Source organism: Mycobacterium gallinarum (genome assembly GCF_010726765.1).
Taxonomy (GTDB): domain Bacteria; phylum Actinomycetota; class Actinomycetes; order Mycobacteriales; family Mycobacteriaceae; genus Mycobacterium; species Mycobacterium gallinarum.
Window position 1 is genome coordinate 4455862 of record NZ_AP022601.1, and the last position, 13840, is coordinate 4469701.

Annotated in this window: 12 protein-coding genes and 1 pseudogene; 6 read left to right on the plus strand and 7 right to left on the minus strand. The window is 65.3% G+C overall.

All coding sequences use genetic code 11. The annotated features are described in order from the left end of the window. Positions 1–44: 44 nt before the first annotated feature. From G6N42_RS21985 to G6N42_RS22000, 4 genes are all read left to right on the plus strand, one after another. Complete coding sequence (locus tag G6N42_RS21985; RefSeq protein WP_163732801.1) at positions 45–425, plus strand: hypothetical protein; 381 nt, start codon at positions 45–47, stop codon at positions 423–425. A gap of 392 nt (positions 426–817) precedes the next feature. After that, positions 818–1552 carry a sensor domain-containing protein gene (locus G6N42_RS21990; protein ID WP_163732804.1) on the plus strand — a complete coding sequence of 245 codons (735 nt, stop codon included), beginning with the start codon at positions 818–820 and terminating at the stop codon, positions 1550–1552. A 59-nt stretch (positions 1553–1611) separates the two neighbouring features. Further along, positions 1612–2886, plus strand: a complete 1275-nt coding sequence (locus G6N42_RS21995) for a DUF7373 family lipoprotein (RefSeq protein ID WP_163732808.1) — start codon at positions 1612–1614, stop codon at positions 2884–2886. A gap of 95 nt (positions 2887–2981) precedes the next feature. Then, a complete protein-coding gene (locus G6N42_RS22000) occupies positions 2982–4970 on the plus strand; it encodes a serine/threonine-protein kinase (protein WP_163732811.1) in 1989 nt (662 codons plus the stop codon). A 5-nt stretch (positions 4971–4975) separates the two neighbouring features. Here G6N42_RS22000 and G6N42_RS22005 read toward each other — a convergent pair whose 3' ends face one another. Then, the gene (locus G6N42_RS22005) at positions 4976–5914 is read right to left on the minus strand and encodes a sensor domain-containing protein (RefSeq protein ID WP_163732814.1); all 939 of its coding nucleotides are present in this window, start codon (positions 5912–5914) and stop codon (positions 4976–4978) included. Between the two features lie 199 nt (positions 5915–6113). On the opposite strand from G6N42_RS22005, the gene G6N42_RS22010 reads away from it, so the two are divergent. Further along, entirely contained in the window at positions 6114–6461 is a 348-nt protein-coding gene (locus tag G6N42_RS22010) for a hypothetical protein (RefSeq protein WP_174262130.1), read from the plus strand. Here the strand turns inward: G6N42_RS22010 and glgX are convergent, their stop codons facing one another. After that, positions 6462–8621 (minus strand): glycogen debranching protein GlgX, encoded by a 2160-nt coding sequence (gene glgX / locus G6N42_RS22015; protein WP_163732820.1) that lies wholly within the window; start codon positions 8619–8621, stop codon positions 6462–6464. 49 nt (positions 8622–8670) lie between these two features. Here glgX and G6N42_RS22020 point away from each other — a divergent pair, with 49 nt between their 5' ends. Further along, entirely contained in the window at positions 8671–9504 is an 834-nt protein-coding gene (locus G6N42_RS22020) for an enoyl-CoA hydratase/isomerase family protein (RefSeq protein WP_163732823.1), read from the plus strand. Here the strand turns inward: G6N42_RS22020 and G6N42_RS22025 are convergent. From G6N42_RS22025 to G6N42_RS22040, 5 genes and pseudogenes are all read right to left on the minus strand, one after another. Then, positions 9497–10048: a nicotinamidase gene (locus G6N42_RS22025; RefSeq protein ID WP_163732826.1), complete on the minus strand. Its 552-nt coding sequence runs from the start codon at positions 10046–10048 to the stop codon at positions 9497–9499. The two genes, G6N42_RS22020 and G6N42_RS22025, sit on opposite strands and share 8 nt — an antisense overlap. Before the next feature lie 9 nt (positions 10049–10057). Continuing rightward, positions 10058–11351: pseudogene (locus G6N42_RS22030) on the minus strand (hypothetical protein). Beyond that, the gene (locus tag G6N42_RS22035) at positions 11348–11764 is read right to left on the minus strand and encodes a hypothetical protein (protein WP_163732830.1); all 417 of its coding nucleotides are present in this window, start codon (positions 11762–11764) and stop codon (positions 11348–11350) included. The pseudogene G6N42_RS22030 and the gene G6N42_RS22035 overlap by 4 nt, the downstream one beginning before the upstream one ends. Next, the gene (locus tag G6N42_RS30980) at positions 11761–11931 is read right to left on the minus strand and encodes a hypothetical protein (RefSeq protein WP_174262131.1); all 171 of its coding nucleotides are present in this window, start codon (positions 11929–11931) and stop codon (positions 11761–11763) included. Before G6N42_RS30980 ends, G6N42_RS22035 begins: the two co-directional genes overlap by 4 nt. Further along, on the minus strand, positions 11928–13760 hold the full coding sequence (locus G6N42_RS22040) for a hypothetical protein (RefSeq protein ID WP_163732833.1): 1833 nt from the start codon (positions 13758–13760) through the stop codon (positions 11928–11930). The genes G6N42_RS30980 and G6N42_RS22040 overlap by 4 nt, the downstream gene beginning before the upstream one ends. Between the last annotated feature and the right edge of the window lie 80 nt (positions 13761–13840).

Genomic DNA, 13840 nt, shown 5'->3' on the forward strand with positions numbered 1-13840 from the left:
ATTGCGCTGCTGCCTGATATCTGACTATCGAGGGGAGTGCCACCATGGCGAAGTACTCACTCAACGACGACGCGGTGGCCAAGGCGCGGGACCTGATCGACGCGCGCCAGTACGTGCTCGACAGCGACTGGGGAGACGTGCAACCCCGCGCCGACGACCAGAACTCCTACCTCGAATCGCACTCCTGGGAGGACTACGCCCGGTGGCATCTCGGGCTCACCGAGGGCGCAACCGACGGCACCAAGGCGCGGTACGCGTTCGTCTATGGTGACCTGCGGAGACTGCACCGCACAGGCCTGATCGCCTGCGTCTACCGGGCGTCCGAATGGCGACACAAGGACATCGAGATCGCCGCGCACCAGCTATTGCAATATCTGGACGCCAAGACCGGGCTGAAGCCCACCCGACCTATTGACGGAGCATGAGACTCACAGGAGGTGAGTCGGCAACCGCGGCCGCCGCTAGGTGCCGCCGACCCCCGGCCCTAACTCCGGCCCCCCCGGCCAGCGGCGGAAGAGAAATCTCTCCGCCAATGCGGCGACCACGGTTGCTATAGTTCGCGACCGTACCATACGAATTAGTACGATTCGGGCTATTACGCCGCAAGATTGCTGGCGCACAACACTTCTGCGAGTTGGCGGATTTGCCGCTCAGGCGAACACAACGTCCGAAGGGCCCGCGGCTGACGCCCTGAGCAATCTACTGACCCGGTAGTCAGCGGCTGCCGCGAGCCGTAGCATCCGAGTTTGTCACTGCGGCTGACACATCACGGCGACCGCCGACCGTGGGGTCCTGACTATCCGAGGAGACGAAAATAGTGCGGTCTATCCACGCCGGCATGGCGATGTGCGCGGTCGTGATTTTGGCCGGGTGCGGAGCGGCCGTCGAGGAGAGCACAAGCCCGACCTCCTCCCCCGGAACGGCGACATCATCCGCCCCGTCTTCACCCACCACAAACACCACGCCACCCCCTCCGACGTTGGTCCCCGCGGCGGCCGGTCCCGACCTACTGCTCAAACGCAGCGAACTCAGCGAGATCATCAGTGCCACCGACCTTGCCGAAACCGAGGCCTACACCGGGCCGCAGAAGTCCAACGTGAAGATCGAGCCGTGGCCGTGCCGATCCCGGGCACTCGTCGGAGAGACCGGGGTGTTGGTCAACAAGCCGACCCTGGTGGGCAATGCCAACCGCGGCGCGAACGGCCAAGCCGTGACGCAGATGGTTGCCATCTTCGAGAAACCTGGCGACATCACCAATCAGGGTGGTGCGATGTGGCTGATCGAGGACGAATGGCGCGACTGCCCCGACGGCGACATCTTCTTCATCGAACTCGACCCGGCCAACAACCAACGTTGGGTGCCCTATCCGATCACCACCGGCCCTGATCGCATCGGCACGACCTTCAAGCGCGACGGGTTGCCCCGCAACTGTCACCACGTCGTCGCACACCGGGGCAACGTGATGGCCGAAGTCCTCGTCTGCGGCGACGGGGACAACACAGCGCCGGCCAACACCGTCGCCGACCGAATTCTGGCCAAGGTGCCGACATAGCTGTTCAGTGAACTGATCGAGCGCGTCGGCGCTTCCGCGAGCCGCTAAGGTACCCCCATATGGGGTTCTACCCGCAGGGAACGCCGGTCGGCGCACTCCGCACTCGCCGCACAGGGGCATCAGCGCGTCGGGTCTCCGGTGCAGTTGCGCTGGCAGCGGCCATGATCGCCACGGCGTGCACCACGGTCATCGATGGAGCGGCGCACCGGTCGGCGGGCGGGCCGCCGCCTGGAGCCGTGGACGTCAGCCTGCTCGACACCGGTAACTACCCCACGCGGTCCGCCCCTCCCCTCGGAGCTGCCGGCACCCCGGAAAGGGGCGGGCTGGTCGAAGGCGCGCGAATGGCCGAGCACGTCGTCGGGCCGTGGGACGTCGATATGGCACTCACAAAATCGGCGAGGCCGACCACCGTGTTGCACAATCCCGCAGCGCTTCAGCAGCTCTTGACCGAGGACATCGCCTTTGCGGCGGGCAAACACAACTATGTAACGGGGTTCTCCTCGGCCCGACGTACGGAGCCCGATCGCTTCAGCCTGGTCAACGCGGTGCTGCGCTTCGCCGATCCCCCATCAGCGGCGGCCGCGGCCACCGAATTCGCTGACCTGACTTTGCAGCCCGGCATCAACGACAACTTGCCCCAGGCGCAGCCGGTGACCATCCCCAATCATCCCGGCACCCGCGCCTCCATCTACGAGACCACCCCGCCCGGTTCGACCACCCCGAACATCAATGTCGACGCCTACACCGCCCACGGCCCCTTTGTACTGATCCAGTCCGCCAGCACCCCTGACGGGGTCGGTCCCACCGCCGATATGGTCGCAAAGACACTGGATCAGCAGATCCCGGCCATCGACACATTCGTGCCCACCCCGGTATCGGAGCTTGGCGGCCTCGCCGTCGACGACGGCGGGCTTTTGGCGCGTACCATCCCATTCATCGGCGATGCGATCCCCGTCGGTGCGAACCTGGTGTACGGGCCGCATGCCGCTCTGCATTTCCAGACCTCCCCGCTGACATCAGCGCAGCTGTTCACTGACACGGGCATGGACCCGTGGGCCAGGGGTAAAGCCACTGTGTATCAGGTTCGCGACGGTGAGGCAGCGGCAAAGATGTTCGAGCAGTTCACGTCCGAACCGCAGGCCTCCGGAGACAAACCGGCGGCGGCTGTGCCGAATATGCCGGATTCGCGCTGCTTCCAGCATGAGGAGCCACTAAGCAAATACGTAGTGTGCTTCGCCGCCGTTGACCGGTATGTCATCGAAGCCGGGTCGGCCCAGATCGCCGATGCACACCAGTTGAGCGCCGCGCAGTACACCATGCTGGTGGCCTCATGAACCCGGCCGTGCACGCCTCCTCCACACCCACTGCGCGACAGCCGTTCTGCCCGTTCACAGACACGCCCTACGGACCGTAACGAGGGAACAATCAGATGGCACTGGACGTGGGATCGGTGGTGGCCGGTTACCGCATTGAAGCCGTTCTCGGCAGGGGAGGCATGGGGACGGTCTTCCGCGCGGCCCATCCCACCCTGCCACGCTCCGACGCCCTCAAGGTCTTGTCGTCGGACCTGACAGCCGACAGTCACTTTCGCGAGCGATTCCTCCGTGAGGCCGATCTGGCTGCGACTCTTGATCATCCGCACATCGTGTCGGTCTACAACCGGGGCGAAACCGAGGACGGACATCTTTGGATCGCGATGCAATACGTTGCAGGCAGCGACGCCTACCATGAACTGAAAGCGGGCCGCATGACCCCGGCGCGCGCGCTGCGCATCACCGCCGCGGTCGCCGATGCTCTGGACTACGCGCATCAGCACGGCCTGCTGCACCGCGATGTGAAACCCGCGAACTTCCTGCTCGCCGCCAACGATCAGCGAATCTTCCTGGCCGACTTCGGAATCGCCAAGAGAAACGACGACGCCGCCGGCCTGACGCAAACCGGAATGGTACTGGCCTCGATCGCCTACGCCGCACCGGAAACACTGATCGGCGAAGCCGCTGATCATCGGGCCGACATCTACGCCCTGGGCTGCAGTCTGTACACAATGCTCACCGGTCAAACTCCGTTCGCGCGCCCCGGCGCCGAGGTGGGGGCCACCATCACCGGCCATTTGACCGCGCCGCCACCCAGGGTCACCGACCGGATACCCGAACTGCCGCCTGCCATCGATGCGGTCATCGCCAAGGCAATGGCCAAGGACCCCGCACAGCGCTACCAAACCGGCAGGGAGCTCGCTGAGGCCGCCGCCGCCGCACTCGACGACAGCACGGTGCAACTGAGGGCCACGCCGCCGCCGCCCGCCCCCACCGAGTGGGCTCCGCCACCACCGACGGGTGCGCAGCCACCCGGCCCGCCGGCATACTTCGACCCCGCCCGACCGCCCAACGCCGCCATCACTTACCCGAGTGGGTGGCAGATGGCCGAGAACCACGCTGGACAGGCCCGCGGGCCCAAACGCCGACGCACCCGCACTCTCATCGCTGCCGGTCTGGCTGCCGTTGTCCTCGTCGCGGCTGTGATCGGCGTGGTGCTGTGGAATCAAGGGCCCGACGAACCCGCCTACCAGGCCCAGACTTTCACTCATCAACACGGCGTCACCGAGCTCTCCTCTCGGCCGCAAAAGGTAGCGGCAATCGGACCCGGCGACGGCGACGCCGTGCTGTCGCTGGGAGTCCAACCTGTCGTGATCGGCTCATCTACCAATGCGCTGCCCAGCTGGGAACAGTCCGCGGTCACCGGCACACCGACCGTGCTGACGGGCTTCACCAACACCGCCGCGGTCGCCGACGCCCGTCCCGACGTCATCATTGCGACCGGAACGCTCGACGACGCCACGTACAACAAACTCGCCGCCATCGCGCCGACGCTGACCAGACCCGCGGATCAAACCGCCGAATCATGGACGTGGCAGAGCCAGCTGATCTGGATCGGCGACATTCTCGGCTATGAGGACAAAGCCAAGGAACTCATCGGTGACATCCGTTCCCAACAGGATGACTTGAAGAACCAGAATCCTTCGTGGAACGGAAAATCTGTTGTAGCTCTTGTCAATTCAGACACGTCCGTCTTGGAGGTGCTCACGCCCTCCACCGCCGCCGACTATCTCGAGGCGCTCGGGCTGCGCTACAGCCAAGACTTCACCCATAGGGCCACCGATACCGGCGACACCCGGCCCATGCCCGACCCTGCCGGCGTCTACAACATCGAAACAGACGTCCTGGTGGTCATCCGCACCGACGGCAAGGCTGGCGGAGGCGGATTCGACGGTCTGCCAGGGCCCTTCGCCGGATATCAGGGAACGATGGTCGTCGTGGACGATCCGAACACCATCGCTGCGCTGACCGGGCCCGGGGGTTATCTCGCAAGCCAGTATCTCGATGCGAATTTTGCGCCGGCACTGGCCCGCGAATTGAGATAGTCGCTCTACGCCGCGGGCGCGATCTTCTCGGCGATTTCGTTCGCGATCGAAAATCCCGCGCTACCGACCGTCGGCGAGCAGGCCCGCACATCAACGATCACGTTGGAGCGCAGGGCCATATTGCGTTCACACTGCTGACCTTCAGTCCGCGCCGTGGTCGGAACCAGTAACAGGGTCATGATGCCCGCAGCCACCGACGGCATACCAAGATCAGCTTCGGTAACCCCGCCGCCCTCGTACCTGATATGGGTGGATTTGCAGGCGTTCCAGTCGGCGACCTGCCGGTCGTAAAACGCCTTCGCGGCGCCCGCGTCGGGAAACGAGACGACAGCCTGCACCATCTGAATCGGGGGCTGGAAAAAGCCCTGGATGGCAAGGCCGGTGTAACGAGACCCTTGGTATGTCGCCTCGTACGCCGGGCCCCACGCACCGGTGCAATGCGGCGGAGTGACCGAACCGGGCAACAGTTTGGCGAGCGGGGGATCGGCAGTCATGCCGGTGGTGTTCATGCGCTGATTGATCAGGTCAGCGGGAAGCAGTAGTCCAGGCAGCGCGGCAGCATCGACCACGGGAGGAGGTGGTGGGGGAGCGGGCGCCGGCGTGAAGCGGGGCGTGGCGGCTGCGGTCGTGCTGGGACCGGCGGGCATCGGCGTCGAGGTCGTCGCGGTGGCATCAGTCGACGAGCTGTCCTCGCCGCCGGTGAACACCACCAGGGCCACGATCACGGCGCCGACCACGGCGGCCGCACCGCCGATGACCCACCACCGCCGGCGACCGAGAAATCCAGTGCTGCCCGATGGGGGTTGCTGTCGGTAACCGATAGCGGGTGGCGGTTGTTGCGGGTAAAGGAACCGCCCGGCGTCCAGCGTGTCTTCCTCGTGGATACTGCGCGGAGCAATTGGGGTGGTCTCACCAACGTCGCGCGGCAGATCGTCGTTGCTCACCGTCTATCCCTTTCGTTCATCTGACCAGGGTGTTTCACGCGCCAGCCGCGAACGGCCTCGCGTCAGTCGAGGCCTGCCGCTGATGCTAAGGCATCTCCGATACACCTCTGTGCGCCAAAAGGACGCCCGATTGCTCGGGCCCGCCACGCTTCTGCCAGTAAGCGGGTTCGCTGTTTGACCGGGTGCCGCGTCGGGCAACATGGCAGTCATGGCACGCGACGTATCCGACGAAAATCCCCTGACGCCCGAAGAGCAGCTCGACTCCGACGAGGTGCGAAACGACGACGGCGACGAGGTCGTTGACCCGCCGGAGAAGTGGATCGAGGCCAAAGAGGACGAAACGCTCGACGAGCGTCTGGCCGACGAGGTGCCCGATGTCGGGCCCGATGATGTCGATCCACGCGACGCCGATGACACCGAGCAGGAAACCGTCTCGATGTCCGACGACGAACTCGACCGGATCGACCCCGAAGAGCACGGCATCGACCGCGGTCAGATCGACGGCACTCCCGAAGACGGTGACTCGTTCTTCAACGTCGAGCGGTGACTACGTCTCGCTGACCGTCGCCGACCTCAGCACCAGCACCGACCTGGCGTCGACGGTGACTTTCGCTCCTGCATCGTGGGTCTTCGGTTCCTCGCCATTGGTGGCCGCGGTGTCGATCACCGGCTCCCACGAGGTGCCGAACCGTTCCTCAGGCAGGACGAACTCGAGCGCCTCGTAGTGGGCATTGAAGAACATCACGAACGAGTCATCCGTCACCCGCTGACCCCTCGGATCGAGGTCGGGGATGCCCTGCCCATTGAGGTACACCGCAATCGATTTGGCGAACCCGGAATCCCAGTCCTCGTCGCTCATCTCCGATCCGTCCGGTGCGAACCACGCGATGTCGGGTAGTCCGTCGCCGCCGCGCTGGCGCACGGGGCGGCCGGAGAAGAACCGTCGGCGCCGGAACACGGGGTGCGCGGCGCGTATCGCTGAAACGCTGCGGGTGAACTCGATCAGTTCGGTATCGGCGTTCTCCCAGTCGATCCAGGACAATTCGTTGTCCTGGCAGTAGACGTTGTTGTTGCCCTGCTGCGTGCGGCCGAGCTCGTCGCCATGCGCGATCATCGGAACGCCCTGCGAGAGCAGCAGCGTGGTCAGGAAGTTGCGCTGCTGCCGCGACCGGAGCGCGTTGATCTCGGGATCATCGGTCGGTCCCTCGACACCGCAGTTCCACGACCTGTTGTGACTCTCGCCGTCGTTGTTGTCCTCACCGTTGGCGTCGTTGTGTTTCTCGTTGTAGGACACCAGGTCCCGCAGCGTGAACCCGTCGTGGGCAATGACGAAGTTGATCGATGCCACCGGTCGACGAGCGGTGTCCTCGTACAGATCGGCCGATCCGGTCAACCGGGAGGCGAATTCGTCGAGGGTGGCCGGCTCTCCGCGCCAGTAGTCGCGCACGGTGTCACGGTATTTGCCGTTCCACTCTGTCCACTGCGGCGGGAAATTACCGACCTGGTATCCGCCGGGTCCGACGTCCCACGGCTCGGCGATCAGCTTGACCTGGCTGACGATCGGATCCTGTTGTACGAGTTCGAAGAACGTCGACAGTCGGTCCACGTCGTAGAACTCGCGGGCCAGTGTCGACGCCAGGTCGAAGCGGAACCCGTCGACGTGCATCTCGGTCACCCAGTACCGCAGCGAGTCCATGATCAGCTGCAGCGAGTGCGGATGGCCGACGTTGAGGCTGTTGCCCGTACCGGTGTAGTCCATGTAGTAGCGCTTGTCGTCGTCGACGAGGCGGTAGTACGCGGCGTTGTCGATGCCCCGCATGGACAGCGTCGGCCCCATGTGATTGCCCTCGGCGGTGTGGTTGTAGACGACGTCGAGGATCACCTCGATGCCCTCCTCGTGCAGGGCACGCACCATCGCCTTGAACTCCTGCACCTGCCCACCGGGGTTCGGGCTCGAGCTGTATTTCGGGTCGGGCGCCAGGAACCCGATGGTGTTGTAGCCCCAGTAGTTGGACAGACCCTTGTCGATCAGCGTGGAATCGTTTGCGAAGTGATGCACGGGCATCAGCTCGATCGCGTTGACGCCCAATGTTTTCAGGTGATCGATGATCACCGGGTGCGCCACCGCGGCGTACGTACCGCGAAGCTGTTCCGGGATGTCCGGATGGGTCTGCGTGAGTCCCTTGACGTGCGCCTCGTAGATGACGGTGTCGGCGTATTCGTGGCTGGGCGGGCGGTCTACGCCCCAGTCGAAGTACGGGTTGATGACGACGCATTTGGGCATGCTGGCCGCCGAATCGTCGTCGTTGCGGCTGTCAGGGTCGCCGAAGTTGTAGCTGAACAACGACTGATTCCAGTCGAACGCACCCTGAATGGCCTTGGCGTAGGGATCCAGCAACAGCTTGTTGGGGTTACAGCGGTGGCCGGCGGCGGGGTCGTAGGGCCCGTGTACGCGGTAGCCGTAGCGCTGCCCGGGTTCGATGGTCGGGACGAAACCGTGCCAGACGAAGCCGTCCACCTCGGGCAGCGTGATGCAGGCCGTCTGTTCGCCGTCAGCGTCGAACAGGCACAGTTCGACGCGCTCGGCGGCCTCGCTGAACAGCGCAAAGTTCGTGCCCGTGCCGTCGTAGGTCGCCCCGAGTGGATAGGCCTTGCCTGGCCAGATCTCAAGAGGGGTGTTGACCTGCGGATTGGCGGGTTGACTCAAGTTGCAGCTCCAAAATCAGTACGGATACGAACGAAGGCGACGTTAGGGGATGCCCAATGCGAAAGCATTGCAACCAATGACTCCGTCACACGAATACCGCACATTGCTGCTGGCCGTTGACAGTGGTGTGGCAACTATCACGCTCAGCCGCCCCGAGCGGCGCAATGCCGTCGGTGACGGAATGCGGGAGGAGCTCGCCGACGCCTACCGGACCTGTGACCGCGACGACGGAGTCCGCGCCGTCGTGCTGACGGGCGCACCCCCGGCGTTCTGCGCGGGTGCCGATTTGGCTGCGGGTGAGGACACCTTCGCCAGCCCGGGGTCGGGGTTCAGCGCGGCCGGTATCGACGTGCCCGCCTTCACGCTGTCCAAGCCGGTGATCGCGGCGGTGAACGGCCACGCGATCGGATTGGGTCTGACGTTGGCGTTGCAGTGCGACCTGCGGTTCTTCGCCGCCGATGCGCGGTACGGCATCGTGCAGGTGCGGCGCGGGGTCGTCGGCGACGCCTACTCACACTGGGTTCTGCCGCGGCTCGTCGGGATCGCCAACGCCGCCGAAATCCTCTTGACCGGTACGACATTCGACGGTCACCGGGCAGTCGAACTCGGGCTGGGCAGCCGGGTGCTCGATGCAGATGACGTGCTCCCTGCCGCCCTGGAGGTGGCGCATGACATCGCGACGAATACCGCGCCGATGTCGGTGGCAGCCAGCAAGCGTCTGCTGTGGGATTCCTTCGACCTCGACCGTGCCGCCGTCGGTCGCCGCGAAACCGAGATCCACCTCGCGGTGATGGGCCACGACGACGCCAGGGAAGGTGTGCGAGCCCACCTGGAAAACCGGGCGCCCGAATGGACGGGACGCCCGGTCGATCCGACTAGCTGATCTCGACCCCGGCGGCGCGCATGTCCTCGATCGCCTTGGCTGTCGACTCGGGCGCGACGCCGGCCGTCAGGTCCAGCAGCACTCGGGTGGCGAAGCCCGCCTCCACGGCATCCGCGGCAGTCGCTCGCACGCAGTAATCCGTCGCGATACCGACGATGTCGACCTCCTCGACACCGCGCTGCCGTAGCCAGTCGGCCAGCAGGGTGCCGTCGTCGTCGGCGCCCTCGAAGCCGCTGTAGGCGGCGGCGAACTGACCCTTGCGGAACACAGCCTCGACCTCGCCGGTCTCCAGGTGGGGATGGAAGTCCGCGCCAGAGGTCGACACCACGCAGTGCCGCGGCCACGAGTGCGCGTAGTCCGGATTGTCGGAGAAGTGTTCACCGGGATCGATGTGAAAGTCCTTGGTCGCCACCACATGTGCGTAGCCGTGATCACCGGCCAGCAGCTCGCTGATGCCGCTGGCGACTTCGGCGCCGCGCGTCACCTCCAGCGAACCGCCTTCGCAGAAGTCGTTCTGAACGTCGGTGATGATCAGCGCCCGCATAGCCAGAACTTACCCGCCGAACAACAGGTACAGCCCGGTGAAGGTGTAGCCCACCATCACCAGCATCATCGCGAGCTGACCGGGTCAACTGGTGCGTCTTGGGCAGCAGGTGCAGCGCCCGGTCATGGGCGGCGATGACACCTGCCACGTGGCCGACGACGACGAAGCCGACCTTCACCGTCGCCAGCAGCGAAGGATGAAGCGACAGAATGTAATTCACGTCGGCGTCCACTCCCAGCAGCAGGTAGACGGTCTGCTGCCCCCGCTCGACGAGATAGGTCAGGTAGTGCGCGAACACGTACCCGACGACTATCGGGATGAGCGAATGCGCCATCTGCCCAGGTAGCAGCCGGCGCTGCTCGCGATCGACCCCACCGGTCGCCCTGGCCGCCAGCCAGAACGTCGCCGCGACCACGCCGGCGAAGACGAACAGGGCCGCGGTGTTGATCAGCGTGGCGGCCGTCACGGAACCCGCCGTCTCGTCGATGAACGTGCGCCACTGGGGCCGTGCGGAGAAGCTGTCGAATGCCGTCGAGCCCAGCAGCACCGACAGCACCGCGACAATGCCCGGCCGTATCGGCAGCGACGGCAAGTGATCGAAAGGGTTGCCGATCGCGATGCGGCCATTGCGGTTGCGCCGCAACGCGGACAACCGCGACACCACGATGCCGTACACCTCGAACGGGTCTGCGCGTGCGCACCACCGCGCGCCACATACGAAGGCCCCGGCGAGCGTGACGATGAGATAGATCAGCAACCAAATACGGATCGCTGCAAGCGATCCCGGATCTGGACTGGCCAGTTCGAGCCAGACGAACGCGAAGAGGCCGAATGCGGCGGGCCAGTAGCCCAGCGCCGCCGGATAGTCACGCAGCGACTTTCCGCCGAGCAACCGATGCACCGTGCGTACCGGCGACAGCGCCCGCCACACCGGGCCGAACAGCACCGACAGCGCCACCAGCCCGACCCACATCAACACGTAGAACACGCCGGGCAGCGGACTCTCGGCGTTCTGCGGACCGAAGAACGCGACGAGCCCCACCCACACCGCGAGGGCCAGGCCTGCGATGCCGACCACCCAACGGGTGGCCGGCGCGTCCACCGCCGCAGTCACCCACGGCGGCAGTTCGCGGCCGGGTTTCTCGGAACCGAATCGTGGCTTGCGCCATGCCAATGCGACGACGGCGAAGGTGAACGTCAGTGCCCACGCCGCGCCGATCAGCGCGTACGTGAAGGGGATCGGAAGGTCGGCCGACCCGCCCAGCCCATGGGCGACTACGGATACCGACCCGTCCGCGTTCACTGCACGGTGATGGTGGCGACGGTCTTCTTCAGCTCGTGCAGCTCGACGTCGACCTTTCCGGGTACGGCGACGGTGAACTGGAACGACTGACCGGGCTTGGCCTCGATCTTGTACGAGTGCTCGGGATTCGAGTGCACGTGCAGTTCATCGGCGGCGTCGCTGTCGACCCTGAAGACAATCGGTTCGTTGACCGAGGCCTCCAACTGGGCGTTCGTGGGGGTCACGTTGCCGCCCTGGATCTTGACGTCCACGACGAGGCGGTCGGGCGGCGCCTGTTGATCCTGCATGTCCGACGGGTTGACCGTCGAAGCCGACGCGGCAGCACCACTGTCGCTTGGACTTTCGCTGCCGCCGCAGCCGGCTACGAGGAGAGCGGCGGCCACCGCAAGAGTCGTCGCAAAACGCAGTTTCACGGTTTCCCTTCGATATTCGGTGAGCCCGCCCCCTCGTCACCCTTTCGCCGGTTACGCACTGCGATGTACACCACGACACCGGCGACCACGACGGCCGGTGCGAACGCGGGCACAGCCAGCCAGAACGAGTGATCAGCCAGGATCACGACATCGGGTTCGATGGTCATGCCTGCGCCGAGGGCTCCAGCTCCGCCTCGCTGCCCGAGGGTTCGTTGTTGTTGATCCGGCCCGCGCCCCAGGCGATACCCGCGATCATCGCCAGCGTGCAGAACAGCACCACTAAACAACCGACAAGCCAAAGGGATTGAGGGATGTCGGGGCTGCGCTCGCGCTGCAGGATGGTGATCTCGGCGACGATCGGGCGCTGGAATTGCGGGTCAGCAGGCACCTCTTCCGCCCCGATGCCGGGATCACCCGCGAGGTAGATAGGAACGGCCGCAAGTGTTCTGCCGTCGTGCACACGCAGCAGGGTCTTCCAGTCGCCCGACACCGGCATCGCCTCAGTAGAGACGTAGTGACCGGGACCGACCTTCTCGAGATGGTCGATGAACTGGCCGCGTTGGTTCTCCAGCCTGCCCTGCCAACCCAGGACCGACACCCAGTTCGGGTTGTCGCTGATCACGTTCGGCGGGTTGAACCGCACGTCAGCGGTCACGTGGCGCTGGCCGTTGACCGGTGGCGCCTCCGTGAGTGTCGCCGTGACGGTCGCCTCCGGCGGCACGTCATAACGCAAGCCGTTGGCCGCTGCCCCGCCGATGACGAGCACCGTCAAAGCGACGATCCCGACGCCGACGGCACGGCGTGGCAACCGCTGTCCGGTGAGCACCATGCCGAGCATGGCTCCGCACGCACCGGTCATGATGGCCACCGGTACTGCCATGGCGAGGCCCTCTGGCCAGATGCTGGTCGGCCATGGGTAGTCGTACACCGCATTGATCCATAGCGACTCCAGCCACAGGCCTATGGTGCCGATACCCAGGCCGCTCACCGCACCGAATAGGATCGGCCGCTTCATCAACGGTGTCAGCGCGAGGATCTCGACCACCAGGGCGGGGCCGAGGTAGAGCGCGAACCAGTTGACCGGCGCGTCGAGCACGGGCGCAACGAGGAAGGCGACGATGCCGCGCAGCCCGATGGCGACCACGGCGGCGATGAGAGCCGCGCCGCGCCCCAGGAAGATCCTGGCGCCGACGAGTGCCAACCCGGCCGCGGCAGCAATGAGCATCGGCTGGAAGACCTGACGGAACTGCGGCACGCCGAAGTCGAACTCGATCTGATAGACCGACGCACCGACGAGCACACCGGCGAACGCCAGGTACTGCACGAACTTCAGCCCGATGCCGTCACGCGGCGCGTCGGCTCCGACCGAGCGCTTGCCTTCGGTCTCGAGATACGACGCCGCGATGGTCGAAAAGCCGGCACCTCCGATCATCATCAGGTGGGTGGGACCCCACAGCGTGACGTCCTGGCCGAAAATCCGGTGCCACATGTCGTCCAGCGGGAATCCCAGCAATGCGTAGAACCCGCAACCCGCCATCACGATGCCGCCGACCGGGGCGTACCAATTGTCGGTGATGCGGACCGCTGCGGGGCCGGGGCGCTCCTCCGCGCCCCTGGGCAGCACCACCGCCGTGGCGCCGGCCACGAAAATGCCGAACAAACCGATCAGAATGAAGTAGTGCGCGGGGTTGGCCAACGCACCGTTGTCACGGCCGTTGCCGATGTGCAGGCTCACGTCCCAGATGAAGCCGAACAGTGCGCAGATGATCGACGAGATGAACAGCGCGATCGGCAGCGCCACCCAGGACGGACGCTTGAACCGTCGACCCGACCAGTCGGCCAGCGACGCCAACCACTCGATCTTGTGTTGACGGTGCATCCAGCCGATCCACACCAACACGGCGGCCACAACGGCACCGACCGCCGTCAGGATGATGATCTCGCTGATGGCGGCCCCGCCGCCCTCGGTGCCCTGAGCAAGAAACTGCGTTGTCATCCCACCCTCCGAGTGCCGATCCCAAACTTACCCGTCGGTAATATTGCCAGAACCACCCGACCTGAAACCAGGGGTATCGG